Origin of the sequence: Thiobacillus sp. (genome assembly GCF_018780105.1) — a bacterium.
GTDB lineage: Bacteria > Pseudomonadota > Gammaproteobacteria > Burkholderiales > Thiobacillaceae > Thiobacillus.
The window spans coordinates 1-26,403 of record NZ_JADMKC010000021.1 but is presented as its reverse complement, the minus strand read 5'-3'; the positions used below and the strand labels follow the sequence as shown (position 1 = coordinate 26,403).

General features: G+C 59.6%; 21 protein-coding genes and 3 tRNA genes. 7 read left to right on the top strand and 17 right to left on the bottom strand.

The annotated features are described in order from the left end of the window. Positions 1-362 precede the first annotated feature (362 nt). Entirely contained in the window at positions 363-4,946 is a 4,584-nt protein-coding gene (locus IV098_RS11940) for an AAA family ATPase (RefSeq protein WP_296889382.1), read from the top strand. Between the two features lie 251 nt (positions 4,947-5,197). Here IV098_RS11940 and IV098_RS11935 read toward each other — a convergent pair whose 3' ends face one another. From IV098_RS11935 to IV098_RS11915, 5 genes are all read right to left on the bottom strand, one after another. Further along, a complete protein-coding gene (locus IV098_RS11935) occupies positions 5,198-5,656 on the bottom strand; it encodes a hypothetical protein (protein WP_296889380.1) in 459 nt (152 codons plus the stop codon). 319 nt (positions 5,657-5,975) lie between these two features. Then, the gene (locus IV098_RS11930) at positions 5,976-6,815 is read right to left on the bottom strand and encodes a bifunctional transcriptional activator/DNA repair enzyme AdaA (protein WP_296889378.1); all 840 of its coding nucleotides are present in this window, start codon (positions 6,813-6,815) and stop codon (positions 5,976-5,978) included. 34 nt (positions 6,816-6,849) lie between these two features. Beyond that, a complete protein-coding gene (locus tag IV098_RS11925; RefSeq protein WP_296889377.1) occupies positions 6,850-7,614 on the bottom strand; it encodes an SDR family oxidoreductase in 765 nt (254 codons plus the stop codon). Positions 7,615-7,775: 161 nt separating this feature from the next. After that, positions 7,776-10,247 (bottom strand): FtsX-like permease family protein, encoded by a 2,472-nt coding sequence (locus tag IV098_RS11920; protein WP_296889376.1) that lies wholly within the window; start codon positions 10,245-10,247, stop codon positions 7,776-7,778. Next, on the bottom strand, positions 10,244-10,945 hold the full coding sequence (locus IV098_RS11915; RefSeq protein WP_296889375.1) for an ABC transporter ATP-binding protein: 702 nt from the start codon (positions 10,943-10,945) through the stop codon (positions 10,244-10,246). The genes IV098_RS11920 and IV098_RS11915 overlap by 4 nt, the downstream gene beginning before the upstream one ends. Before the next feature lie 29 nt (positions 10,946-10,974). Here IV098_RS11915 and IV098_RS11910 point away from each other — a divergent pair, with 29 nt between their 5' ends. After that, the gene (locus tag IV098_RS11910; RefSeq protein WP_296889373.1) at positions 10,975-11,610 is read left to right on the top strand and encodes an arylesterase; all 636 of its coding nucleotides are present in this window, start codon (positions 10,975-10,977) and stop codon (positions 11,608-11,610) included. After that, positions 11,607-11,990 carry a YchJ family metal-binding protein gene (locus IV098_RS11905; RefSeq protein WP_296889372.1) on the top strand — a complete coding sequence of 128 codons (384 nt, stop codon included), beginning with the start codon at positions 11,607-11,609 and terminating at the stop codon, positions 11,988-11,990. Before IV098_RS11910 ends, IV098_RS11905 begins: the two co-directional genes overlap by 4 nt. Positions 11,991-12,094: 104 nt before the next feature. On the opposite strand, the gene IV098_RS11900 is transcribed toward IV098_RS11905, so the two are convergent. Further along, positions 12,095-12,472: an EF-hand domain-containing protein gene (locus tag IV098_RS11900; protein WP_296889371.1), complete on the bottom strand. Its 378-nt coding sequence runs from the start codon at positions 12,470-12,472 to the stop codon at positions 12,095-12,097. Between the two features lie 322 nt (positions 12,473-12,794). Here IV098_RS11900 and glgC point away from each other — a divergent pair, with 322 nt between their 5' ends. After that, entirely contained in the window at positions 12,795-14,063 is a 1,269-nt protein-coding gene (glgC, locus tag IV098_RS11895) for a glucose-1-phosphate adenylyltransferase (RefSeq protein WP_296889370.1), read from the top strand. Between the two features lie 63 nt (positions 14,064-14,126). Here glgC and IV098_RS11890 read toward each other — a convergent pair. The 3 genes from IV098_RS11890 to IV098_RS11880 form a co-directional block, all read right to left on the bottom strand. Further along, positions 14,127-14,202 (bottom strand) — tRNA-His (locus IV098_RS11890). Between the two features lie 45 nt (positions 14,203-14,247). Then, positions 14,248-14,324, bottom strand: a tRNA-Arg gene (locus tag IV098_RS11885). Between the two features lie 43 nt (positions 14,325-14,367). Continuing rightward, a tRNA-Pro gene (locus IV098_RS11880) sits at positions 14,368-14,444 on the bottom strand. Between the two features lie 135 nt (positions 14,445-14,579). Here IV098_RS11880 and folD point away from each other — a divergent pair. Then, positions 14,580-15,434 carry a bifunctional methylenetetrahydrofolate dehydrogenase/methenyltetrahydrofolate cyclohydrolase FolD gene (gene folD / locus IV098_RS11875; protein ID WP_296889369.1) on the top strand — a complete coding sequence of 285 codons (855 nt, stop codon included), beginning with the start codon at positions 14,580-14,582 and terminating at the stop codon, positions 15,432-15,434. 105 nt (positions 15,435-15,539) lie between these two features. Here folD and IV098_RS11870 read toward each other — a convergent pair whose 3' ends face one another. Beyond that, positions 15,540-16,298, bottom strand: a complete 759-nt coding sequence (locus IV098_RS11870) for an HAD family hydrolase (protein WP_296889368.1) — start codon at positions 16,296-16,298, stop codon at positions 15,540-15,542. Positions 16,299-16,487: 189 nt separating this feature from the next. On the opposite strand from IV098_RS11870, the gene IV098_RS11865 reads away from it, so the two are divergent. Further along, positions 16,488-16,931 (top strand): hypothetical protein, encoded by a 444-nt coding sequence (locus IV098_RS11865; RefSeq protein ID WP_296889367.1) that lies wholly within the window; start codon positions 16,488-16,490, stop codon positions 16,929-16,931. 108 nt (positions 16,932-17,039) lie between these two features. Here the strand turns inward: IV098_RS11865 and pnp are convergent, their stop codons facing one another. The 3 genes from pnp to IV098_RS11850 all read right to left on the bottom strand — a co-directional run bounded on the left by pnp (position 17,040) and on the right by IV098_RS11850 (position 20,512). After that, positions 17,040-19,169, bottom strand: a complete 2,130-nt coding sequence (gene pnp, locus IV098_RS11860; RefSeq protein ID WP_296889365.1) for a polyribonucleotide nucleotidyltransferase — start codon at positions 19,167-19,169, stop codon at positions 17,040-17,042. 156 nt (positions 19,170-19,325) lie between these two features. Then, complete coding sequence (rpsO, locus tag IV098_RS11855) at positions 19,326-19,595, bottom strand: 30S ribosomal protein S15 (RefSeq protein ID WP_296889362.1); 270 nt, start codon at positions 19,593-19,595, stop codon at positions 19,326-19,328. A gap of 704 nt (positions 19,596-20,299) precedes the next feature. Next, complete coding sequence (locus tag IV098_RS11850; protein ID WP_296889360.1) at positions 20,300-20,512, bottom strand: hypothetical protein; 213 nt, start codon at positions 20,510-20,512, stop codon at positions 20,300-20,302. 397 nt (positions 20,513-20,909) lie between these two features. On the opposite strand from IV098_RS11850, the gene IV098_RS11845 reads away from it, so the two are divergent. Further along, positions 20,910-21,347 carry a hypothetical protein gene (locus tag IV098_RS11845; RefSeq protein WP_296889358.1) on the top strand — a complete coding sequence of 146 codons (438 nt, stop codon included), beginning with the start codon at positions 20,910-20,912 and terminating at the stop codon, positions 21,345-21,347. 152 nt (positions 21,348-21,499) lie between these two features. On the opposite strand, the gene truB is transcribed toward IV098_RS11845, so the two are convergent. The 4 genes from truB to IV098_RS11825 all read right to left on the bottom strand — a co-directional run. Next, positions 21,500-22,414: a tRNA pseudouridine(55) synthase TruB gene (truB, locus tag IV098_RS11840; RefSeq protein WP_296889357.1), complete on the bottom strand. Its 915-nt coding sequence runs from the start codon at positions 22,412-22,414 to the stop codon at positions 21,500-21,502. Continuing rightward, complete coding sequence (gene rbfA, locus IV098_RS11835) at positions 22,411-22,830, bottom strand: 30S ribosome-binding factor RbfA (protein ID WP_296889356.1); 420 nt, start codon at positions 22,828-22,830, stop codon at positions 22,411-22,413. Before rbfA ends, truB begins: the two co-directional genes overlap by 4 nt. Further along, positions 22,830-25,607 carry a translation initiation factor IF-2 gene (infB, locus tag IV098_RS11830; protein ID WP_296889355.1) on the bottom strand — a complete coding sequence of 926 codons (2,778 nt, stop codon included), beginning with the start codon at positions 25,605-25,607 and terminating at the stop codon, positions 22,830-22,832. The genes rbfA and infB overlap by 1 nt, the downstream gene beginning before the upstream one ends. A 16-nt stretch (positions 25,608-25,623) precedes the next feature. After that, positions 25,624-26,403, bottom strand: a 780-nt coding sequence (locus IV098_RS11825; protein WP_296889354.1) for a transcription termination/antitermination protein NusA, incomplete at its 5' end; no start/stop codon positions are given.

The following is a 26,403-nucleotide window of genomic DNA, read 5'->3' as shown; positions in this document are numbered from 1 at the left end:
CCGCGTCTGTCTGTTCAGGGTTCCCTGCTGCAGGGGAAATCAGAAAGCTGCCGTTCGATGAGATTTCCTGGCCGATGTCCCGTAACGAATTGCATGGCGGAAGTAGTTGGCTAAATTTTCATCGGCCGCTTCGGCCGAGGAGCCGACGGTTGGCCGTCTCACCCGGCTGGCAGATCTTCGGCCAAAGCGGCCGATCGCCGAAAATGCTTTGTTCTTGTCAGTGTCCGCTTCCCGGTAACAAAGGCTTATGCCGTTGGTGGGTGGACCAGGGTTAGCTGGGACAAGTATCTTGTGCAACTATTGTCATGGATTAACTCCTATGTGGCTCAGGGGACTGAATGACTTCCAACAGGAATCAATAGATGAGCATCGCAGGCATACGCTCCAACCGAGGTGACAGCTACCAAACATTGGTAGCATTTGATTGGGCATTGACAGTCCTGTCAGACGAAGACTATCAATGGCTTGAAATAGATTCGATTACGTATTCGGTGGACGATGTGGTAGTCGGAAAATCCGACGGCACACAGATTGCTTGTCAGTGCAAAAAGAATCAAATCGATTTCAAGGCATGGACGATAACCGACCTCGCGGATGAATTGGATAAAGCATCCAGTTTGCTGATCAATAACCAGAATGCGGAAGTTCGCTTCTATTCACGCAACAACTTTGGCGCTCTTGCGAAACTGAGAGAGCACAGTTCGACTCAGCATGATGAAGCTAGCTACCGAACGAGTTTAGGCAAAGAACACCAAGAAACAGATTCGGCTTTGTCGGCACGGCTTGCCACTTCCACACCCAGTCTTTCAACCTACGAATTCTTGCGCCGCACAAAATTTGTGACCAGCGATGAACTGAATCGTATGGAGGAGCTATTACGCGAACGCTTGCGTAACATAGCGAGTAATCCAGATGCCGCATTCAATGCACTCTGGGCACGCCTCGATCAACTCGGGGCGCGCATGGGCGGCAATAGCGCATCCGCCGCCACTCAGCACCGATTAGCCAAAGACGATCTGAAGGCCATTCTCTATAAGACTGGAGCAATGCTGGTTCCGCCCATGAATCTTGCTGAGGTGCGTTTGTCGTTTTCCGGCACCTCAGCCATCGGCAGATCGTGGCGGCGAGACATTGCGGGACAGTACATTTCCAGTCCGACCGTAAACGATCTACTCGCAGCTATCGATGCCAAGAAGAGCGCCATCTTGCTCACAGGTATGCCGGGTTCTGGAAAAACCTGTGTGATGCTTGCGTTGCAAGAAACATTGGAGCAACGCGCACAAACCCGCTCAGACATCATGCCACTCTTCATCCAGTCACGCGAATTCGCCGACTTGGCAACATCACAAGACCGACAAGCCTTAGGGCTGTCGGAGCAATGGGTTGAAAAAGCTGCTCGTATGGCTGAATACGCGCATGTGATTGTAGTCATGGACTCCCTAGATGTGCTGTCCATCGCCCGCGATCATCGCGTACTAGCGTACTTTCTGGCGCAAATAGACCGTTTGCTATTGATTCCAAATATCACCGTGGTTACTGCCTGCCGCGAATTTGACAGACATTACGATCGCCGAATTGCCGAACGGCAATGGGATTGCGAATTGAAGTGCCAGCCCTTGGACTGGGATGCTGAAATTGCACCGTTACTTGATATGGTAGGGATTGACACTGCCACCATCGATGCAGTTACTCGCGAGTTGGTAAGGAATCCACGCGAGCTGGCATTGTTTGTCGAGTTGGCCCAGCGAGAGGGCAGCTTCAACGTTGTGACCAGCCATGCCTTGGCGCAGCGCTATCTCAATATCATCGTGCGGGCCAACGACGCACTGGGTGATGCGGCGATACAGGCGATTGAAGCCATCGCCTCAGAAATGCTGAAATTACGAAGCTTGGTGGTGCCTCATCAACGTTTCACAGCCTCACAGGAGATTCTGCGGGCCCTGTGCAGCCTCAATGTGCTGCAAGAAGCTCAGGATGGGAAACTGACGTTCGGGCATCAAACCCTGCTGGATGTGCTGGTCATCAGCGGAGCCGTGCGTAGTGGCGTCACGCTGAATGAATTTATACAGGGACTACCCCCTGTTCCTTTTGTACGTCCCAGCATCCGCTGTTTTATCGCACAGTTGGCGCTGGGAGAACGCCACGAATTCAGAAAACAACTCAGGGCGGTATTGACTGGTAGCGCGGCCTTCCACATCAGGCGCTTGGTAGCAGAATCATTTTCCGAACAGATACCCCAGGACGACGACTGGCCATTGATACGTGATTTGCGCGAAAAACACCGCGATGTTTTTCAGGTGATCTACGCTTTGGCTGGGGCGATTGAGTGGCATCGCTTCTGGCTCAAGCATCTGGTTCCCGTTTTGAAAACTGCGCAGGATGCCGAAGGATTAACGGGACATGCTCATCGCATTGCGCAATGGAGCAATGAAGATACCGCGGGCGTGCTGTCATTCTGGATGGAGGCGCTGTCACTAGATTGGCTTGATGGTAATGGAATTGCAGACCGGCTAGGAATTCACCTGTCCGAAATCAAGTCGGAAAATTTGGCACTGGTTTCTCCATTGCTTGAGCGGCTGCTCGATATGCCGCGATCAGAGCACAGCTTTCTTGGACGAGTCATCGCCCGTTGTATGGTGGCAGATGTTGCAGAAGATGCTTTGCTTTGGAGCTATGTAGCAGATGGCATCACTGACGACGATTTACTTGAGTACAGGTTCGGTAACAAATTGCGTTGCCATGCCCATGAGTTCGGCGACCGGAGTGACAGCTTTGTCCGTCAACGTATGGAGCAATCCAGTGCATTACTTGATTTGGCCTTGGAATCGATTGAGCGGTGGAGCAATGTTCATGCATCGCGCTATGGCGAAACCCGCATAGGCTACAGGTATGGATTCTTGGGTGAAACCTCATACGACGATGCGCATAGTCAGAGAGATATTCGACACGCTGACAGTATGGATGTCCTGCTTGATGCGGTTGAAGCTGCCTTCCTTCACCACGCAATAACACACTCAGACTGGTGGCAAAACAACCGAGAGCGCCTGTGTTTCAACCACGAAGGTGCATTGCTCTACTTCGCAATCCTCGCTTGCACCGCATCACCTGAAGCCAACATTGATCTGATCGGGCGCATGTTGTGCGATAAAAACATGCTTGAGTTCGAACTTACCTACGAATTGGGTACTTTGATGCAGTCGGCATTCAGGCTCCTCGACTCCTCAATGCAAGATGCAGTAATGGCGAACATTATGCTTGTGTGGGATGAAGAGGTTACCGATGAACCCAGCCGTTTCTGGATATTGAAGAAACGAGCCGAATTGATCGCTACGATTCCTTGCTACCAGCGTTCTCCAGAAGTGCAAGCGGTGGTGGATGCATATGAGAAAAAAGCAGGGGCGTTGATTCGTCAACCGGATATTCGTTCGCGTGGCGGCACGGTAAGCGCGCCATTCTCGTTTGAGGTATTTCTCGGTGCCGACGATAGCGGGGTGTTGAGCTTACTAGAACACTACAACGGTCACTCAGATTGGCACGGGGCTGACTTTCTGGTCGGCGGTGAGCGCGAGGTTGGCTGGCAACTGCGAGAGGCTTCCTCTCGCCATCCCTCTCGATTATTGGGCTTGTTGCCTATCTACTGGGCAGATATTCCAGAACGGTTTCGTGATGACATCATGGACGGGGTCGCTACATATCTAGCCTATCGTTATGGCAACTTGCAAACCCATGGTACTTGGCTGCCCGTTGAAGAGCCTGATGCCCCCCTTTTGGCAGGCCAGATTCTTGATGAACTGGAAAGGCATCCGCAGCACTGGCAATTCCGACGCTCCGCAGCCAAAGCACTGGAAGCCTGTGCCAACGTCATACAGGGTGCACAACATGCTGAGCGACTGATATTTTTAGCCATAGGCTTTGAACGGCTTCATGAAGACGATCCAATCAAAGGGGATAACGTCGATTTGATCTCTATGGGTATCAATATGGTGAAGGGAGACGTTGCCGAAGCCTTGATGATCTTGGCTAACAACTTTCAAGAGCACGGCAGCGTATTTCCTGAATTGCTCACGCCTACTTTGCGCCGTTTTGCCAGTGACGAACACCCTGCGGTTCGTTCCTTGATCCTGCGCCGTTTGCCTTATTTGCAAAGCAAGAATTTCGAGCTGGGCTGGGATTTGTTCCATATTGCCATGCAAGATGCAGATGGACTATGGCAAATCGCCGAACCATGCCTTTATTACGGCTATCACAATCATTTTGAAGTGGTGAATCCTTTGTTGGCGCGTCTTCGCAGCGAGGGTGTCGGCAAAGACCTGGAAACATGGGGACGCATTTCGGCATTGGCAGCCATGACCCAGCACATCGACTTTGCTGAATTTTTGAGAGACTTGAAAGCTCTGGATAACACAGAGGCTTGGCAGGGGGCGGCTACCGTTTGGACAAACTCTGGAAATATCCAACAGCATCGGGATCAGTGCCTTGCCGGTATGGATTCGGGTTTAAATACAGGTGGCGCACATGCCTTAGCAGTTGCGGGGCAGATGGATCATCTTTTCGGTGATAAGGCAGCAGCGATTTCTGTTCCGATAGAACTGATTCGCCGCTGTTTTTCTGTATTCGAAAACGATAGCGAGAGCGAGAGCGAGAACAAACATCATCGTCTCTTCGGGTTTCATGAATGGCTCAACGCGACTTCGCAACATGATCCAGAACAAGCTTTGGCCGCAACCGAAATTTATCTGGCGTATGTCAGCCATAGCAAACCGTATCTATATGACCATGAGAATAGTCTTACCCAGCTAATGACCCGTCTCTTTGCTGAGGCAGAAGAACGGGAAGAGTCTGACTGTGGCGCGATGCTGAAACGCGTGGTGGTGATACAAGACACGCTACTTTCACTGGGAGTCAATGGCGTAGTAGATTGGCTGAAAGCCGCCGAGCGACCATGATCGCGAACAAACCCATTGGTACTAACTTTTTATACGCCATAGGACATGACATAGTCCAATGACGTCTGGCAGCATAGATGCGGAAGTGAAATAGCAAAAAAGCGGCCATTCAAAATTGGAAAAATATTGATTCTGCGACAGACCGCTTCGGCCGAGGAGCCGTCGGCTGCGACTATCTGCATGGGCTTCTGCTTAGGCTCGGCATTCACCAATCCCTAAGCAGCTAATTGCCCCCCGTTTGCCCGTGCTTATTACTTGACCGTGTAGCCGCGGCCTTCCAGACACGCGCCCCGCGCCTTGGCAAAGGCATCCTGTTGCTGTTGCGTGGCGCTCTGTTGTTGCGCGGCGGCTTGCTGGCTGGCGGCCGCATTCTGCCTGCGGCTTTGCCCGCGTGCGGCAACCGCGCCGACTGCCGCACCTGTGCCGGCGTCATCGTTGATGATTTCACCGACAACTGCGCCGCGCGCCGCGCCGCGCAGTCCGGAACCTGGCGCCGCGCCGGTTGCGGTGGGCGCCGGTTTAGGGGCTGCTGCCGGTGGCTTGGCCGGGTCGAAGCCGCTTTGCTGGACGGCCCAGGAATAGCAGGCCGCCTCGTCGCTCTTCTGCTGCTCCGGGGTCTGCCCTTTGGCCGGGTAGACAAATTGCTGGGCACCCGCCTCGGTGATGAGCGCCATCGTCAATGCCAGCATCCACAGGTTTTTTTGTTTCATTTGCACGATTCCTCGATAAGGTTGATTAGCGGGCAAGCCCGACCGTATGAACTGAACTTGGTCCGTTGATTGCATGCTAATTGCTTGCCGCGTCACTTGCCAGATTCATTTCAGCCCAGCGCCCGTTTCGACTGCATCGGCGGCACGCGGGTGATCTGCCGCGTGGTGAGCCAATCGCTCAGGGTCGGCATTCACCCCCCCCAAGCAATTAATCATGAACTCAACGCCCCAAGAAAAGAGGACCTTGCATTGCAAGGCCCTCATTTTTCGTTTCGCGTCGATTGAAATATTCAGTACAAGTCCCAGCCCCGAAGTCTTCTTATGGATGAGCTTCCTCATGCCTTGCAGACTCCCAAACATGGATCGCCTGTTTCCGGGTTTCCCCCCAGTGGTACCCACCCAACTTGCCGCTTTGCTGAATGACGCGGTGGCAGGGGATCAGGATCGCGACCGGGTTTGCGCCTACAGCCTGGCCCACGGCTCTGGCCGAATCTGGATGGCCGATTGCGGCTGCTATCTGGGTATAGCTTGCCACTTTTGCCGGGGGTATCTGCAGCAATGCTTTCCACACGCTGATCTGAAAGTTCGTTCCGGAAACATGCAAAGACAAGGGGCGGTCCAGTTTCTTTTCTTCGCCGAACATGGCTTTGATCACCGCGAGCGTTCGTTGACGATTTTCATGCATCGTCGCACGCGGCCATTCTTTCTGTAACGCATGCAGCTGGCTATCGGACTCCGCGTGTTCCAAAAACGCAAAACTACAGATGCCTCTGGGTGTGATGGCGATAAACGCCTTGCCAAAGGGCGTGTCGTGTACGGCATATTCAAGCGCCAGACCCGCGCCCCCCATCTTGTATTCGCCGGGGGTAACCGCTTCCAGATGGACGAAATGGTCATACAACCGCGAACCGCTGCTTAAACCCAGGGTGTCCGACACTTCAAGCAGCGGCTTCGATTCGTTCAGCAATTGCTTGGCGCGCTCCAGCGTGAGCACCTGCAAGAACCTTTTGGGCGTTACGCCTGCCCAGCGGCTGAATAGTCGCTGGAAGTGGAAAGGGCTCAGGTGTAAGTGCTGCGCGATTTCCTGCAGGGAGGGTTGACTGTTTACCCTGTTGGCGATGAAAGCGATGGCTTCAGCTATGCGGTCATAGTCGGACATCTGCATTTTCCATGGCGTGTTGACGGGGGCATATTCAGGCTCTGTTGATGGAAACCCCACCGTCTGCCAGCAGCGCCGAGCCGGTGGTGAAGCTCGATGCATCGGATGCGAGGTAGAGGGCCGATTTTGCAATCTCTTCCGGCAACGCCATACGCTTCAGGGCGTGAAGCCCCTGGACGAAGGCTAATGCGTCTGGCGTATTGGCGAAAGCCCGGCCCATGGGGGTATCCGTACCACCCGGCAGGAGGGCGTTCACCCGGATGCCTTTGGGGCCAAACTCGGCAGCGAGTGCCTGCGTGAGGCCGATGATCCCCGCCTTGCTCGCGGCATAGGCTGCCATGCCTGGCAGGCCTACGGTGTAACCGACGATTGTCGACGTGAAGATCAGGGATCCGCCGTTCCGCTCAAGCATCGCGGGAAGCTGATACTTCGCGCCGAGGAAGGCGCTCGTCAGGTTTGTCCTGATCGTGTCCTCCCACCCCGAGAGCGACACATCGGGCGAGGCGCCCATCTCGCCGATCGTGCCGGCATTGTTGAATGCCACATCGAGGCCGCCGAAACGCCCTATGGCCAGTTCGACCAAGGCCTTCGCAAAAGCCTCGTCCTTGACGTCGCCAGCAAGCGCGACGGCATGGCCGCCCGCCTGGGTGATTTCCTCAACGAGGGCGTCAAGCTCCGGTTGGCGTCGCGCGGCGACGACAAGCCTGGCCCCCTCTCGGGCGAATAGTTTGGCTGTTGCATAACCGATCCCGGAACTTGCTCCAGTGACAAGCGCGATTTTGTTGGGCAGTGCAGACATTTTGCGAAACCTTTCATCGTTTGATTTTCATACCGACAAGTCGGTACGGAATAAATATGAAGGTTTGAACACCTATCTGCGACCCGTATCTTGCTATGTTTGAACCACTAGCCCGGACTGCCCTGTGTTCGGTTGGCATTCCGGAGCCAAGGTCCATTCGATCAACCCAACGCTCGTATCGACTGCATCGGCGGCACGCGGGTGATCTGCCGCGTGGTGAGCCAGCCGCTCAGGCCCACCAGCAGCGCGCCGGCTGTCGGCAGCACGAGCCACAGCCAGGGGTGCGGGCGCGGCGGCAGTTCGAACAGGCGATGGGCGATCAGCGCCATGGCGATTTCGGCGCAGACGCTGGCGAGCAGGCCGGCGAGCAGGCCGAGTGCGATGAATTCGCTCCACAGGCTTTTGGCCAGCCAGGCGCGTTGCGCGCCCAGGGTGCGCAGCAGCACGGCTTCCTGCTGGCGTGCGTCGAGGCTGGCCAGCAGCGTGGCGACGACGACAGCCATGCCGGCGGCGAGCAAAAATCCCAGCAGCAGTTGGATCGCGCCGATGATCTGGGCGAATACCGCTTCGATGTTGGCGATGAGTTTGTCGAGCGCGAGCACGGTGATGCCGGGGAAGGCTTTGACGAAACCGGGCAGTACGCCGGCCTGGTTTGCGGAGACGTGCACGCTGGCGATGGCGCTGGCGGGCAGGGCGTCGAGCTGGCCGGGGGCGAAGATGACGAAGAAGTTGGGCTGCATCGAATCCCACTTCACGCTGCGGATACTGCCGATGCGCGCGCTGAGCATCTGGTCGCCGACCTGGAAGCCGAGGCTGTCGCCGACGGCCAGCTTGAGCCGTTCGGCCATGCCGGATTCGACCGAGATGATGGCGCTGCGCTGGCTGCCGTGCCATTGCCCGGCGAGGATGACGTTGTTGGCGGGCAGGGTGGCGGTCCAGGTGAGGTTGAGTTCGCGCCGCAGCGTGGCGTTGTCGCGCGCTTCCGGCGGCAACGTGGCGGCGATAGGCGCGTCGTTCTTGCTCACCAGGCGGCCGCGCACCATGGGATACAGCGCGGATGCCTGCAGCCGGTGCTGCTGCAGAAAAGCGGCGACGTCTGCCTGCTGCTGCGGCGCGATGTTCACCAGAAAATAATTCGGCGCATCGGGCGGCAGCTGGGCGCGCCAGCTGTCGACGAGATCGCTGCGCACCAGCGCCAGCAGGGCGACGAGGAACAGCGCGAGGGTGAATGCGCCGAGCTGCACGGTGCTGTCGAAGCGGTGGCGCAGCAGTTGCGCGAGGCCAAAGCGCAGCGGGCCGTGGCTCAGCTTTTGCACCGCTTGCCCGCCCAGCAGCGTCAGCCGGGCGAGCAGCACCAGCACAGCGGCCAGGCCCGCCAGCGCGCCGACGAAAACGGCGACCAGTTTGGCGTCGTCGGCAACCCACGCCACCAGCGCCAGCAGTGCGCTGCCGCTGACGGCGACGCTGATCCAGGCGGCCAGCGGCAGCGGCGGCAGTTCGCGCCGCAACACCCGCAACGGCGACACGCGGATCAGGCGCAGCAGGGCGGGCAGGCTGGCGCCCGCCAGCGCCAGCAGGCCGCTGACCAGGGCCACGCCGACGGGCGCGCTGCCGAGCGCAGGCAACCGGGTGGCAGCATCGGGCAGGATCATCAGCGCCAGTCCCTGCTGCATGGCGGCACCGATGGCAATGCCGAGCAGGCTGCCCAGCAGCCCCAGCGTCAGCAACTGGACTGCGTACAGCGTGCGCAGTTGCGCGGTGGTGGCGCCGAAGCAGCGCAGCAGCGCGGCCTGGTCGTAATGCCGCAGCGCGTGCCGGTGGGCGGCGATGGCGATGGCCGCCACCGACAGCAGCAGGCTGACCAGCGCCGTGAGCTGGATGTATTTATCCGCATTGACGAACGCGCCGCGCAGGGTTTCCACGCCTTCGCGCGAACCGATGAGGCGCTGGGTGCTGTCGAGCGCGGGCTTCAGCGCCGCGCCGAATACGGCCAGCGGTTTGGCTTCGCCGGCGAACTGGTAGAGATAGCTGACGCGGCTGCCGGGCTGCAGCACGCGGGTGGCCGCGACTTCGTCGGCGCGCAGGAACACGCGGGGCGCGAGGCCGAACACGCCACCGAGCTGGCCGGGTTCTTCGGCCACCACGCCGGCGATGGTGAAGGGCGCTTCGCCGATCTGCACGCGGTCGCCGACCTGCGCATTGAGCAGCGGCAGCAGCGTGCCATCGACGTAAATCGAACCGCGCGGCGGCAGCGCCGGGCGCGCAACGCCGGGCTCGAACGGACGCGCGGCGATGCGCACGCTGCCGCGCAGGGGATAGGCCGCGTCCACCGCGCGCAGGGTGGCGAGCTGGAAGGCGTCGCCTTGCGCGACCATGCTGGTGAATTCGATCGCACGGCTGGTGGCAAGGGCGTGCTGCGGCCAGTGCGTGATCGGGCGCGGGCTGCTCACCAGCAAATCGGCGCCGAGGAAGTTCGCGCCCTGTTCGCTCATCGCACGCTTGATGCGGTCGCCGAGAAAGCCGGTGGTGGCGACGCTGCCGACGCCGATGATGAGCGCCAGCAACAGCACGCGCCATTCGCCGCTGCTGCGTTCGCGGCGCAATAACCAGAGGCCGAGGCGGACAAAGTTCATGCCGCGGCGACCTCGTTCATGCGGCCGGCGACCAGATGAATCCGCCGCTGGCAGCGGGCCGCCAGCGCGTCGTCGTGGGTGACCAGAATGAGCGTGGTGTGGGCGGAGGCGTTGAGTTCGAACAGCAGGTCGATGATGCGCGCGCCGGTGTCGGCATCGAGGTTGCCGGTGGGTTCGTCGGCGAACACGATTTCGGGGTCGGTGGCGAAGGCGCGCGCGATGGCGACACGCTGCTGCTCGCCACCGGACAGTTGGCGCGGGGTGTGGCCGGCGCGCGCGGTGATGCCGACACGGTCGAGCCAGTGGGCGGCGCGTTCGCGCGCATCAGGGCGGCCTGCCAGTTCCAGCGGCAGCAGGATGTTTTCCAGCGCGGTGAGCGCAGGCAGTAATTGAAACGACTGGAACACGAAGCCGATGCGCCCGGCGCGCAAACGGGCGCGGGCGTCTTCGTCGAGCGCGTTCAGGTTCTGGCCGAGCAGAAACAGTTCGCCGCTGCTGGGCTGGTCGAGTCCTGCCAGCAATCCGAGCAGGGTCGACTTGCCGGAACCGGACGCGCCGGTGATGGCCAGCGTCTCGCCCGCTTTGACGGCAAGCTCGACTTCGCTGAGGATGACGAGCGGGCCGTCGGCAGTCGCGACGCGTTGCGACAGGGCGCGTGCTGCGACGATGGGGAACTGGGCGGGATCGGTCGGGGTCATCAGGCGGGCGTCGGATAAAAGGTGAGTGGATGAATTATCGCGTGTGGATGCTGTTGTGGATGGGTTGGCTGGCCATGCCGGGCTGGGCGCATGCCGCATCGTGCACCCTGTTGATCGTCGGCGACAGCCTGAGTTCCGGCTATGGTCTGGAAACGGGCACCAGCTGGGTGGCGAAGCTCGATGCACGGCTGAAGAAAACCGCGCCCGACTGGCGCGTGGTCAACGCCAGCGTCAGCGGCGATACCACGCAAAACGGACTGCAGCGCTTGCCGCCCGCGCTGCAACGCCAGCATCCGCAAGGCGTGCTGATCGAACTGGGCGGCAACGACGCGCTACGCGGCATTCCGCCGGCGGAGATCAAGCGCAACCTGCTGGCGATGATCCGCCAGGCCAAAGCGGCGGGCGCCTGGGTGGTGCTGTTCGACGTGCCCGTGCTGCCGAACTACGGCAAACCCTATGCGGATGCGATTTCGCGGATCTATGCGGAGCTGGCGCGCGAGGAAAAGCTCACGCGCATCCCGTGTTTTGTGTGCGGTGTCGGCGTCACGTCCGGCCTGATGCAGGCCGACGGTATCCACCCGAACGAGGCGGCGCAGGCGCAGATTCTCGATGCGGTATGGCCGCATCTCCAGCCGAAGCTGCGTTGCCCGGTGAAAAAACCATGAGCGACCAGACCTGCCCATGCGGTTCGGGACGCACGCTGGCAGCGTGCTGCGGCCGTTATCACGGCGGCGCGCCGGCGCCGGATGCCGACGCCCTGATGCGCTCGCGCTACAGTGCGTATGTGCTGGGGCTGGAGACGTACTTGAAGGCGACCTGGCACCCCAACACCTGTCCCGCAAATCTGGAACTCGATGCCACGCCGCGCCCGCAATGGCTGGGGCTGACGGTCAAGGCGTACACGCCGCTGGATGAACATCACGCTACGGTGGAATTTATTGCGCGCTACAAGCTGAATGGCCGCGCCTCCAAGCTGCATGAAGTGAGCCGGTTCGAGAAAATCGATGGGCACTGGCTGTATGCCGATGGCGAGATTCGCGAATGAAACCGCGCTCGCAGCGTTCACGACTTTTTGTGCACCTTTCAATAGCAGGGCTGGGCCGAGAACGTGATTGAGTTGGCGCTGGGCATCCAGAACCTGCGGCTTCCCTAGTATCCGGACGGATACCGGGTTGGCTTGGGTGCGGAATCTCCGGGCTTTGTCGGCGCGGCGCCCCCAGATCCGGACTTGAGCGGATCATTTGCTTTCAACTGGCTGTATTTGCCGTATTCGTCCGGGTCCACCTGGCCATCGCTATCGATGTCCGCGGCCCTGAAGGCCAGATCATCCAGGCCTTTGGCCGTGAACTCCTTTATCGAAAGGTAGCCGTCCTTGTCGGTGTCGAGCGTCTTGAAACTCAGGCTCGCCGCGGACGCGGCCGGTGTGGGCGGGACGCTCTTTGCCTCCGCGGCATAAGCCGGCTGCAAGGCTAGTCCCACAAGCGCAACAGCAATCAGCGTGGGGGGTGTACTGGTTTTTGATTTCATGAGTATCTCCTGTCTTGTCGAACATGCTTGCAGGAACATGAGCGATCCACTTCCCAGGAACGGCACTGACAAGCAGAGTCGCTGAAACGCCCGGCGGGTTGCCCCGCATTTTTTCCATAACCCATTCTAGACAACTGAATCAAGCATGCAGCGTGTGCGGCAAGCGTGCCCAAGCGATTTCCATGCCATTCCGCCTGATCGCCATGGCAGCGCGGGGAGTCTGTCCGGCACGACGGGCAATTCCAGGATTGTGTATGCATTTTTTCGTCGGCTATAAACAGGACAGCAATCAAAGACCGCAAAACGATCCGAGGGACTGCTCATGCTCGAAAGGCGGATACGCGAGAAGGTGATGGCGTTTGTCATGGCAGGCGGCGAGGGATCGCGCCTGTATCCGCTGACGAAGGATCGCTGCAAACCCGCAGTGCCGTTCGGCAGCCGCTATCGCATCGTGGATTTCGTGTTGAGCAATCTGTTGAACTCGGATATTCGTTCGATCTATCTGCTGGTGCAGTACCGGCCGCAGTCGCTGATCGAGCATATCCGCAAGGCGTGGACCGTCTCGACGCTGTTTCCGGAACAGTTCGTGACCGTGGTGCCGCCACAGATGACCCGCGACGGCAGCCTGTTCGGTGGCACTGCCGATGCGGTGTATCAGAGCATGAACCTGATGGACATGCATCGCCCCGATCTGGTGGCGGTATTCGGCGCTGATCATATTTACCGCATGGACGTGCGGCAAATGATGCGCTTCCATTGTGAGAACCAGGCCGATATCACTGTCGCTGCGCTGCCGGTTCCGCTCAAGCAGGCGTCGAACTTCGGCATCATCGAAACCGACGACTCGGGACGGGTCACAGGTTTTCTGGAAAAGCCCGCGCAGGCGAAGTCGATGCCAAACGATCCGTTGCGCGTCTACGCATCCATGGGAAATTATCTGTTCAACGCGGAGCTGCTGCGGGCGGCACTGGAGGAGGCGCACCAGCGCGGCGAGACGGATTTCGGCCACCACGTGCTGCCGCGCTTGTTGCAGACGCATCGGGTGTTCGCCTACAACTTCGCCAGCAACGTGGTGCCGGGCGCCAAACCTTATGAAGAGCAAAGCTACTGGCGCGATGTGGGGACGCTGGACACCTATTTCGAAGCGCATTTCGACGTACTCGGCCTGGAGCCGAGCTTCGATGCATTCAATCCGGAATGGCCGATTTATTCCAGCCATTATCAGGGCCCGACCGCGCGGATCATTCACGGTGAAATTGAAAATTCGTTGCTTGGGGCTGCGACCATCGTCAACGAAGCGACCATCCGCAATTCGATCCTGCGGCGTGAAGTGGTAGTCGAACCGGGAGCGCGGATCGAGGATTGCGTGATCATGGATTATGCGAGCATTGGTGCCGGCGTCAGGCTGCGCCGCGTCATCATCGACAGGCATAACCGGATCGCGGCCGGCACCGAGATCGGCTACGACCATGACCGCGACCGCGCGGCCGGCTACCACGTCACCGAAGGCGGGCTCGTCGTGGTTCCATTGGGCGATCCCCGTTATTACTCACGCGGCGGCTACCGCATTGGCGGGGGATATTCCGAATAGAGCGGGTGTCGTCGTTAAAGAAAAAGCACCTAGGCCGTTAAGCGCCAGGTGCTTTGTATTTGGTGGGGTGGACGATGGGGCTCGAACCCACGACAACAGGAATCACAATCCTGGACTCTACCAACTGAGCTACGTCCACCACTGTTAACTAGTTAAAACCTTGGCTACTACTCAAACAAAACCTTGGCCTGCCCGACAGGAATCGAACCTGTAACCCCCAGCTTAGAAGGCTGGTGCTCTATCCGGTTGAGCTACGGGCAGAGCGTTACTGAATCCTACGGGCGCCATCTTAAAATTATTGGGGTGGTCGGGGTGAGGGGATTCGAACTCCTGACATCCTGCTCCCAAAGCAGGCGCGCTACCGGGCTGCGCTACACCCCGAAATCCTGTAAATGCTGACCCACTGCATTTCGGAGAAGCGAGATGATACATGGGCGAAGTAGCTGCGGTCAATTTTAGCTTGAGTAAAAGGGGGGGTTTCCGGGAAAATCACCTATTTGCATCAGGGTGGAATGAATGAGCGCACGTATTCTCGACGGCAAGGCCATGGCCGATACCATTCTCGCCGTGGTTCACGACAAGGTCGCCGAACGCGAGGTGCAGGGCAAACGTCCGCCCGGCCTGGCGGTGATACTGGTGGGCGACGATGCGGCTTCGGCGGTGTACGTGCGCAACAAGAAACGCGCCTGCGAGCGCGCCGGCGTGACCAGCGTGGCGCATGACCTGCCGAGCGCGACGACGCAGCAGCAGGTGCTGGCGCTGATCGATCAGCTGAACGCCGATCCAGCCATCGACGGTATTCTGGTGCAGCTGCCCCTGCCCGCGCATATCGATGCCGAAACGGTGATCGAGCGTATCCGCCCGAACAAGGATGTCGATGGTTTCCACCCCTACAACATCGGCCGCCTGGCGGTGAAAATGCCCACCCTGCGGCCGTCTACGCCGCGCGGGATCATGACGCTGCTGCGTGCCACCAACGAGGAACTGCGCGGCAAGAACGCGGTGATGGTCGGCGCGTCGAATATCGTCGGGCGGCCGATGAGCCTGGAGTTGCTGCTGGCGGGCTGCACCATCACGGTGTGTCACAGCGCGACGCGCGATCTGGAAAGCTTTGTGCGTTCGGCCGAAATCCTGGTGGTGGGGGTGGGGCGGCCGCAGATGATTCCCGGCGAGTGGATCCGCGAAGGCGCGATCGTGATCGACGTCGGCATCAACCGCCTGCCGGACGGCAAGCTGGTCGGTGACGTTGATTTCGATTCCGCAAAGACGCGCGCCAGCTGGATCACGCCGGTGCCCGGCGGCGTCGGTCCGATGACCGTCGCAACCCTGCTGGAAAATACGCTGGAAGCGGCCTTGATGCACAACCCATAGGGGTCAGGATTCAGAGATCAGGATTCAGGGGGCTTTGTGCGGCTTTGCCGCGTCCATGAATCAATGAAAATGCGGTGAGGCCGCTCATTCCCTGACCCCTGACCCCTAAACGGAGTGCAGAACTCGCAGATAGGCCACATCGACAAACGCCCGTTCCAGATCGGGGCCGGCAATCAGCTGGTTGGGCTCGCCGGGATCGCCGAGGTCGGACAACACCACCGAAGCGCCGCTGAAGTCATGATCGAGCGTGTAATCGTTGACCGTGACCAGCGTTTTCAGGTCTGCGCCCAGGCTGGCACGCAGGCCGTTCTCGGAATCTTCGAAGGCCATGCAGTCGGCAGCCTGCAGACCCATTTTCTCCAGCGCGTAAAAGTAGATATCGGGCGCCGGCTTTTTGGCGGGCACGATGTCGCCTGCGGCAATCACCTCGAACCAGCTCTGGGTGCCGGCGCCGAGGCTGTGTTCCAGCAGCACGGTGACGTTTTCCGGCGTGGTGGTGGTGGCGATCGCCAGCCGCAGCCCGGCGGCGCGCGCTTCGATCAGCAGACGCTTGATGCCGGGGCGGATCGGGATGCCGCCGTGCGCTGCGAGCGCGGCGTAATGGCGGGTTTTGCTTTTATGCAGCTCGGCCACCATCTCGTCGAAATCGGCCGGCTTCTGGTAATCCGGACGAAACTGCTCGACGTAGTATTTCATGCGTTCCTTGCCGCCCGTCACGGCAAGCAGCTTGCCGTAGAGGGCGACGTCCCAGTGCCAGTCGAGACCGGCATCTGAAAAGGCCTGGTTGAATGCGGGACGATGGCCATCGCGCTCGGTATCGGCAAGGGTGCCGTCGACGTCGAAAATAAGGGCTTGTAAGGTCATATCGGTTGCGGTTCTAGGGGGTTTTGTTATTTAATCGGAGTCGATTTTACTGAATGTTGCAGAAACTGCGGGATAGTTGAACATAGCCTCGATCTCGGCCGTTTCACTGAACGACCGAAGAATACCTTAACGTATTCGGCGTCCGTATTTTGCTGACGCACTCCATCCGCTTCAATACAGGTTCGTACCATGGCAGATACCGACGAATTCGACCGTTATTACAATGGCCTGCTCTACAGCGTGATGCGCTGGGATCAATTGACGGCGTTCTGGCAGAAACTGGACGCCGAGGCCGGCTGGTATCTGTATGCCGTCGGTCAGCCGGTTCCGACCGCCCCTTCCGACGCCGACAGGGTGCAACGCTTCATGGGTGAAATGGACGAGCTGCTGCGGCGCGAACATCACGAAGATTACTGCGCGATTGTGTATGCCGATAATCTCGATGCACCCAACTTCATCAAGATTTACGACCCCAACCATCTGGGCAGTTCGTGCGGATCGAGCGCCACCAAATCCTCCATCGTTCCCGGCTGGCTGATGAGCAAAACGCCGCCACGCGAGCTGGAAATCAGCGGCGTGGTCACCGGCCAGCGCAAACGCTGGTGGCAGACGTTTCTGGGCGAGCTGGTCTGAATAGCTGACCTGAACCCAGGGATGTGCAAGCAATAAAAAACGCGCCGGAAGGCGCGTTTTTTATTGGCCCGGCCCGCGCTTACGTGGGTCGGGCGCAGCTACGGAGGATCAGCTTGCCTGTTCGTCCGTGGCTTCCGGCGCAGGCGCTGCGGGCGCATCCAGCAACGCCTTCATCGACAGACGCAGACGGCCTTTTTCGTCGGCTTCCAGGATCTTCACCCGCACGACCTGGCCTTCTTTCAGATGGTCGCCGATGGCGTTGACGCGCTCGTGGGCGATCTGCGAAATGTGCAGCAGGCCGTCGCGGCCCGGCAGCACGTTGACGATCGCGCCGAAGTCCAGCAGCTTGATGACCGGGCCTTCGTAGACCTTGCCAACTTCGACCTCGGCGGTGATTTCCTCGATGCGCTTCTTCGCCAGTTCGCCGGCTTCCATGCTGGTGCAGGCGATCTTCACGGTGCCGTCTTCCTGGATGTCGATCTGGGTGCCGGTTTCTTCGGTCAGCGCGCGGATGACGGCGCCGCCCTTGCCGATGACGTCGCGGATTTTTTCCGGATTGATTTTCATCGCGATGATGCGCGGTGCATAGGCCGACATTTCGTGCGCACCCGCCGACACCGACGCTTTCATGATTTCAAGAATGTGCAGGCGGCCTTCCTTGGCCTGTTTCAGCGCGGCATCCATGATTTCAGCGGTAATGCCTTGGATCTTGATGTCCATCTGCAGCGCGGTGACGCCTTTTTCAGTGCCCGCGACCTTGAAGTCCATGTCGCCGAGGTGATCTTCGTCGCCGAGGATGTCGGTCAGCACGGCGAACTTGCCGCCTTCCTTGATCAGGCCCATGGCGATGCCGGCGACGTGCGCTTTCAGCGGCGCGCCGGCGTCCATCAGCGACAGGCAGCCACCGCACACCGAGGCCATCGACGACGAGCCGTTGGATTCGGTGATTTCGGAAACCACGCGCATGGTGTAGCCGAACTCTTCCTTGGACGGCAGCACCGCCATCAGCGCGCGCTTGGCCAGACGGCCGTGGCCGACTTCGCGGCGCTTGGGCGAACCCACGCGGCCGGTTTCGCCGGTGGCGTAGGGGGGCATGTTGTACTGCATCATGAAACGGTCGGAGTAGCTGCCTTCGAGCGCGTCGATGGTCTGCTCGTCACGCCCGGTGCCGAGCGTGGTGACGACCAGCGCCTGGGTTTCGCCGCGGGTGAACAGGGCGGAGCCGTGGGTGCGCGGCAACACGCCGGTGCGGATGGTGATCGGACGCACGGTGCGGGTGTCGCGGCCGTCGATGCGCGGCTGGCCGGACAGGATGCGGTTGCGCACCACGCTGGCTTCCAGGTGGTGGAACGCGTCCTTCACAGCGTTGACCGTGACGGTGTCCATGTCGGCGGTGATCAGCTCGGCAAAGGCCTTGTTGCGGGTCTCGTCGATGGCGGTCATGCGCGCCTGCTTCTGCTTGATGTTGTAGGCCGCTTGCAGGCCGTCTTCGGCCAGCGCTTTCAGGCGGCCGGTCATCGCGGTGTCTTCGGCAGGCGCCTGCCAGTCCCACGCGTCGGCGCCGGCTTCGTCGGCCAGCTCGTTGATCGCGTCGATCACGGCACGCATCTGGGTGTGACCGAACACGACTGCGCCCAGCATGATGTCTTCCGGCAGTTCCATTGCTTCGGATTCGACCATCAGCACGGCGGCTTCGGTGCCGGCGACGACGAGGTCGAGCGCGGAGTCCTTGAGCTCGGAATGGGTCGGGTTCAGCACGTATTCACCGTTGATGAAACCGACGCGCGCGGCACCCACCGGGCCGTCGAACGGCAGGCCGGACAGCGACAGCGCAGCGGAAGCGCCGATCAGGGCGGGAATGTCGGCGCTGATCTCGGGGTTGGACGACATCACGGTCGCGATGATCTGCACTTCGTTGAAGAAGCCTTCGGGAAACAGCGGGCGGATCGGGCGGTCGATCAGGCGCGAGATCAGGATCTCGCCGTCGGAAGGACGGCTTTCGCGCTTGAGGAAGCCACCGGGAATGCGGCCTGCAGCGTAGGTTTTTTCCTGATAGTCGACCGTCAGCGGAAAGAAATCCTGACCGGGTTTGACTTCGTTTTTGGCGACGACGGTGACCAGCACCACAGTGTCTTCAATGTTGACGATGACCGCGCCGCCAGCCTGGCGGGCGATTTCGCCGGTTTCCAGGATGACCTGATGGCGGCCGTAGGTGAATGTTTTCTTGATTGCGCTCACACGAGTTCCTTTCAAACGAAAACGCCCCGCGAGTGCGGGGCGAGGGAAATTCAGGGGGTCAAACGACCCGCCCACTGTGTCGAGCCAGCCGGTGCTGGCGCAGCCGGTAAGGTGCGGTCAGCAAGGTGCTGTGTCATCACAGGGGCAAAGCCTGGCTTACTTACGCAGGCTCAGACGTTCGATCAGGGTCTTGTAGCCTTCGAGATTGGTGCGCTTCAGGTAATCCAGCAGCTTGCGGCGGCGGCTCACCATCTTCAGCAGACCACGACGCGAGTGGTGATCCTTCATGTTGGCCTTGAAGTGGCCGGTCAGGTCGTTGATGCGGGCCGTCAGCAGGGCAACCTGCACTTCGGGGGAGCCGGTGTCGGCAGCGGCACGCTGGTAATTCTGGACGATTTCAGCTTTTTGAGCGACGGTAACAGCCATGGTGTACTCCTTCTAAATCGCGTGGCCTGCGGCTGAGCGGGACACGTTCTGGGAAAACCGTGCATTTTACGCGAAAAAGGGGGGCTGACTCAAGCGCGTGGACTGGCAGGCGGGCAGGGCAAGACGAATACAGACAGGAGGGCACATCGCTGGCTGATTTGGCCTAATAAAGTCGCAATACCGGACTGCCAAAACCGCCCGCTTTCGACCCTGAAGAGACGGTCTGAGCTTGCTCACCGAACGGCCGTTGATGCAGGGAAAGCGGCCTATTCAAAATCCCATTTCAAACTTCTCGCCGCTACTTAAGCGTCTGAAACACGTGCATAATCCATCGGCCACCGGTCTCCTTTTGCATAACGTAATAAAGAGACAGCTGGACCAACACCTATATAAGAATCAAGACAATAGACCCGAGAAATGCCTGCCTCTTTATTAAAAAACGTCCAGACTCATGGGTCTCTATATAAACTGTTAGAGGTTTAGCATTGTGCCAAGCCAGGCCATCGAAAAATTAAAAGCGCATTCGCTAGAAGTGCTAGCGCTGGTGCTGGTATCAGTGCTATCAGCCGTGCTGCTATTGGCAGAGAATCATCTAGCGCCATATATAAAAGAAGTAGCGCCAGTAACCATGCTGCGCCTGCTCCTACTATTAGCGCTGTTTGCATTGTTGGGTCCATTTGCTTTTCTTTATTTCCGTCCAAGTCTCAAATTTGATGCAAAGCTAGGCATTTACCATGATCGAAAAACTGGTCTGTATTACTGCCCGTCATGCTTATCAAAGAAAATACGATCACCACTAAAGCAAGGAAAACACGGTTGGTTTTGTGTTGTGAAGGGCTGCCGTACATCATTTTCAAACCCTGATGCAGTGCCACCTGCAGCACCACAGTTAATGAGGGGTGTGAGTAGAAGCTCATACTTAGGTAACCCCCGGTGGTAACCTCTAACCCGGCGCTCAACCTCGCTCCCTTCGGTCACTGGACGGCGCTAAAGCGCCGCCGGTTAGCTCTACGTTAGGCCGCACAGACCAAGATGTCGCGCAAGCCCTCAAGCAATGGATCAACGGCCCGGAGCCAGACTCAGGCAACCTGGGTCGCGTCAGTTGTTGCTGTCATTGCGTTAATAGTGTCTGTCTTTTCCCTGTATGAGTCTCGACAGGCTCGGATAGCCACGACCCGAGATGAGGTCGTAGTGCGTCTCCAGCGTCTAAGGGGAGATAACCAGATTACTGTGTTCAGACGACCGTCTGCTCTAAGACCGGGAGCTATCGTGGCACCATGGAGCGTACTCATATCCAATATAGGCAGCAGCACATTGAGCATCACGTCATATGAGATCGACCAAGTCACATCTGACAACTCAATTGCAGGGTACTCAGGCCTGGACAGCGGCCTCAGACAGGGCGACTCCCTTGAGCCTGTCTCACTTCCGCTTTCTCTTGAGTCCGGAAAAAGCGTTCGATTTACTCTTGGTATTGGCCTGAATCCTGGTGTCCGCGCATATGAGGCTATTCTCGGCTCATTGGATGGTGCAAGATCAACGGCTTCTATTGGAAATGTCGAGCATCTTCTTGCCTCAAAATCCATAGACATTTACGACAATCCTGTTCTTCCCTTAACGTCAGATGGTCAGCTCTCTGGATGGTCAGTTAAAGACACTTCTAAAGAGCAAATCTTCCTGTTCAAAGTGCGAACCGCTCGCGGCGTAGAGTCTGGTGATCTCGCATTTTGGTACGAACGGGAGCGGTACTAAAGTGTGGCCTAACCCTGCGGTGAACCTGACTTGCGCATGAAGCCGCGCAAGTCAGGTTACCTTGAACGTTGAGCGACTGCTAAGGTTCGGCTACCGGACTTCCGCATAAAGCACTGCGAAGGACCGTTTCTGGCCGAACCGAGACGGTCGACTCATTCCCGAGCGTGAGCGGCTCGATCTGCCGTGTTGCAGAGTCGTCGCGGGACGAGTTGCCCCGCGCCGGCTTCTGCCAAGCCAATAAAGTCGTTTCCTGGCGCGTACAGGCGAACCAAACCTTGATGTTGAAGCGCAAACGGCACGCTACGGCCTTGTATCAGGGCCGTCGTTTCGTCGGCAGATAAATCAACAACCGGGAGGTGCGTCAGCATGGCATCCAGCGGCAGCAAGAGGCTTGTGCGTTCGTCGGCGGGGAGGGCTTCCAGCGCAGTCAGGATATGTGCTTGTGCGAGCTGGAATCCACCGACCGCTGCACGGGTCAGGCCAGTGAGGTGGGCGCCGCATCCAAGGGCTGCGCCGATGTCCTGCGCCAGGGTGCGGATATAGGTGCCGGCGCTGCACTGCACATCGAACACGACAACCGGGGGCGCGCATTCGACGAGGTCGAGTGCGTTGATTCGCACTTTCCGGGGTGGGCGCTCGATTTCGATGCCGGCACGCGCGTATTCGTAAAGCGGGCGCCCCTGGTGTTTGAGCGCCGAATGCATGGGCGGGATTTGTTCGGTTTCACCCCTGAAACGGGGCAGTACAGCACGGATGTCGTCGCAGCCTGACGCAACCGGGCGCTCAGCGAGAATGTCGCCTTCTGGGTCGCCGGTCGTGGTGGTGACGCCGAGCCGCATGGTTGCGCGGTAGTGCTTGTCGGCGTCGAGCAGGTAGGCGGAGAACTTGGTAGCTTCGCCAAAACACAGCGGCAGCAGGCCGTCGGCGAAGGGGTCGAGGGTGCCGGTATGGCCGGCCTTTTTGGCGTTGAGCAGCCACTTGGCTTTTTGCAGTGCGGCGTTGGAGGTGATGCCGACTGGCTTGTTCAGCAGCAGCACGCCATCTATCGGCTGGCGGGCGGGTTTCACTCGCTGGTCGGTTTGGGCGTTACGCTTGCGCCATCTTCTTCGGTGGAAGCGGGCGTGTTTTTGGCGTCTTCGGCGACGGCCGCTTCGATCAGGTGGGTGAGTTGCATCCCGTATTCGACCGAGCGGTCGTAGACGAAGGTGAGTTTGGGCACCACGCGCAACTGCATGCGATGCGACAGCTGCGAGCGCAGAAAACCGCTGGCCCGCTGCAGGCCCTGCAGGCAGGCGGCATGCTCGGGCTCACCGCCCAGGGTGGTAAAGAACACTTTGGCGAATTCCATGTCGCGGTTGACCTCCACCTCGGTGATGGTCAGCATGCCGACGCGCGGGTCCTTCACTTCCTGCCGGATCAATTCCGGCAGTTCGCGCTGGATCTGGTCGGCGACGCGGCGTGCCCTGGGGAAATCCTTAGGCATTACAGCGAGCGCGCGACTTCCACGACTTCGAATACTTCCAGATGGTCGCCCACCTGGATGTCGTTGAAGTTCTTCAGGCTGAGGCCGCATTCGAAGTTGGCTTTGACTTCCTTGACGTCATCCTTGAAGCGCTTCAGCGAGTCGAGTTCGCCCTGATGGATCACCGTGTTGTTGCGGATCACGCGGATGCCGGCATTGCGCTTGATGACGCCGTCGAGCACGTAGCAGCCGGCAATCGAGCCGACTTTGGAAATCACGAAGACCTGGCGGATTTCCACGGTGCCGATCACGCTTTCGCGCTTCTCGGGCGCCAGCATGCCGGACAGCGCGGCTTTCACCTCGTCCACAGCTTCGTAGATGATGTTGTAGTAACGGAGGTCGACGCCGCTCGATTCGGCCAGCTTGCGGGCCAAAGCATCGGCGCGCACGTTGAAGCCGATCAGTACGGCCTTGGAAGCGAGCGCCAAGTTGACGTCGGATTCGGTGATGGCGCCGACTGCGCTGTGGATGATGTTGACCTTGACTTCCTCGGTCGACAGCTTGGACAGCGCGTGCGCCAGACCCTCGTAGGAGCCCTGCATGTCGGCCTTGAGGATGATCGGCAGTTGTTGCACTTCCTCTTTGCCGATCTGGCCGAACATCGTTTCCATCTTCGACGCCTGTTTTTTGGCCAGCTGCACATCGCGGAACTTGCCCTGACGGAACAGCGCGATTTCGCGCGCCTTGCGTTCGTCCGGCAGCACCATCATGTCTTCACCCGCCTGAGGCACGTCCGACAGACCCTGAATCTCGACCGGGATCGACGGGCCGGCTTCGGCGACCGGTTTGCCGGTTTCGTCGAGCATGGCGCGGACGCGGCCGAATACCTGGCCTGCCAGCACCATGTCGCCGCGGCGCAGGGTGCCGGATTGCACCAGCAGCGTGGCGACCGGGCCCTTGCCCTTGTCGAGGCGGGCTTCGATCACGATGCCCCTGGCCGAGCCAGCGGCGGCGGCCTTCAATTCCAGGACTTCGGCCTGCAACTGGATCGCATCGAGCAGGCCGTCGATGTTGGTGTTGGCTTTGGCCGACACTTCGACGAACTGCGTATCGCCACCCCATTCCTCGGGGGTGACGCCCTGCGCGACCAGTTCCTGGCGGATGCGTTCGGGGTTGGCATCGGGTTTGTCGATCTTGTTCACGGCCACCACGATGGGCACACCGGCCGCCTTGGCGTGGTGGATGGCTTCGATCGTTTGCGGCATCACGCCGTCGTCAGCCGCCACCACCAGCACGACGATGTCGGTCGCTTTCGCGCCGCGTGCCCGCATCGCGGTAAACGCTTCGTGACCCGGGGTGTCGAGGAAGGTGATGAAGCCTTTTTCGGTATCGACGTGATAGGCGCCGATGTGCTGGGTAATGCCGCCTGCTTCGCCACTCGCCACACGGGTGCGGCGGATGGTGTCGAGCAGCGAGGTTTTGCCGTGGTCGACGTGGCCCATCACGGTCACCACCGGGGCCCGCGTCAGCATTTCGAATTCGGTCGGTTCGCCGGCGTCGATCAGGAAGGCTTCCGGGGTATCGAGCGCAGCCGGTTTGCCGATGTGCCCCATTTCCTCGACCACGATGATCGCGGTTTCCTGGTCGAGCACCTGATTGATCGACACCATGCTGCCCAGTTTCATCAAGGTCTTGATGACTTCGGCGGCCTTGACCGACATCTTGTGGGCCAGTTCGGCCACGGTGATGGTTTCGGGAACCAGCACCTCGCGCACGACCATTTCGGTCGGTTCGATGAAGTTGGTGTCGTCCTGACCCGAGCGTGATTTGCCCTTGCGGCCACGCCATCCGGTATCGGGCGCGGCGCCGCCTCGGGTCTTGAGCTCGCCCTTGCGGCGCGAGGTGTCATCCTTCCAGCTGCCCGCGGGTTTCTTGTCGGGGCCTTTGGCGGCTTTGCCCGCGCTGGGCTTGTCGGGCTTGTGCAGGGTTTTTTCAGTGGGGGCGGCAGGCGCGGCCGGTTCGGCGGCCTTCTGGGCGGCGGCAAGCTTGGCCGCTTCGCGCGCGGCTTCGGCCTGCTTGCGCATGACTTCACGTTCCATGCGCGCCTTGGCATCGGCAGCCTGGCGTTCCTGCAAGGCGGTGTGGCGGCGGGATTCTTCTTCGCGCGCCTTGACCTCGGCCTCGTTCAGGATCGAGGCCTTCTTGATGATGCGGGTGGCTTTCTTGACGACCGGAGCGGCTTCGGCCGATTCGATGGCTTCAGCTGCCGCAGGCGCTGCTGCTTCGGCTACGGGTTCGGCAACGGCCGGCTCGACGGGCGCGGGTGGCGCTTCGGGCGGAACCGCAACGGCTTCGATGACCGGCTCGGGCTCGGGGGCTGCGATGAGTGCCACTTCGGCCACGGCCTCGACCGCAGGCGGCAGCGCTTCCTCGATCGGCGCAACTGGCAGTGCTTCCTCGACCACCTCGGCAACCGGCGGGGCATCGGCCGTTGCTGCGCTGATGTCGCGTTTGACGTAGGTGCGGGATTTACGCGTTTCGACCTGAATCGTGCGCGACTTGCCGGTACTGTCTGTTTTACGGATCTCGCCAGTCTGTTTGCGCGTGATGGTGATCTTGGTTTTGCTGACTTCAGCTCCGCCGCCATGCACCTTGCGCAGATAGTCGAGCAAATGCGATTTATCTGCCTCCGACATGGTGTCGGCGATATCGGTCTTGCTGACACCTGCCGCCTTCAGCTGCTCAAGCAGCAGAAGGGGGGGCAGTTTCAGTTCCTGGGCGAATTGTTCAACGTTCATGCAATCCTCGTGACTCTCAGCCTTGGGCGATCATCGGCGCACGTGCGGCCATGATCAATTGATTGGCGCGTTCGGTTTCCATTTCAACCAGCTCGATCAGTTCATCGCTTGCCAGATCGGCCAGGTCTTCGGTGGTGTGAATGCCTTTGCTGGCAAGCAGGCGGGCGGTTTCCGCATCCATGCCTTCGAGCGACAGCAGGTCGCCTGCCGAGGCTTCGACTTCTTCTTCACCCACGATGGCCGCAGTCAGCAGGGCATTGCGTGCACGGGTGCGCAGTTCGTTGACCAGGTCCTGATCGAAGGCTTCGATTTCGAGCATTTCGTTGAGCGGCACGTAGGCGACTTCTTCCAGCGTGGAGAAGCCTTCGTCCACCAGAATCTGCGCAACTTCTTCGTCGACGTCGAGCTTCGAGATGAACAGGGCCAGCGTCTTGCCGCTTTCGGCATGCTGTTTTTCTTCCGCCGCTTCACGCGACAGGATGTTGAGGTCCCAGCCCGTCAGCTCGGATGCGAGGCGGACATTCTGGCCGCCACGGCCGATGGCCATGGCCAGCTGCTCTTCTTCCACCACCACGTCCATGCTGTGCTTGTCTTCGTCCACCACGATGGAGCTGACTTCGGCAGGGGCCAGTGCGTTGATCACATACTGCGCCGGCTCGGCCGACCAGTGAATGATGTCGACGCGCTCGCCGGCCAGTTCGTTGGTCACCGAGGTGACGCGTGAACCGCGCAGGCCGATACAGGTACCGATCGGGTCGATGCGCGGGTCGTGCGACACCACGGCGATCTTGGAACG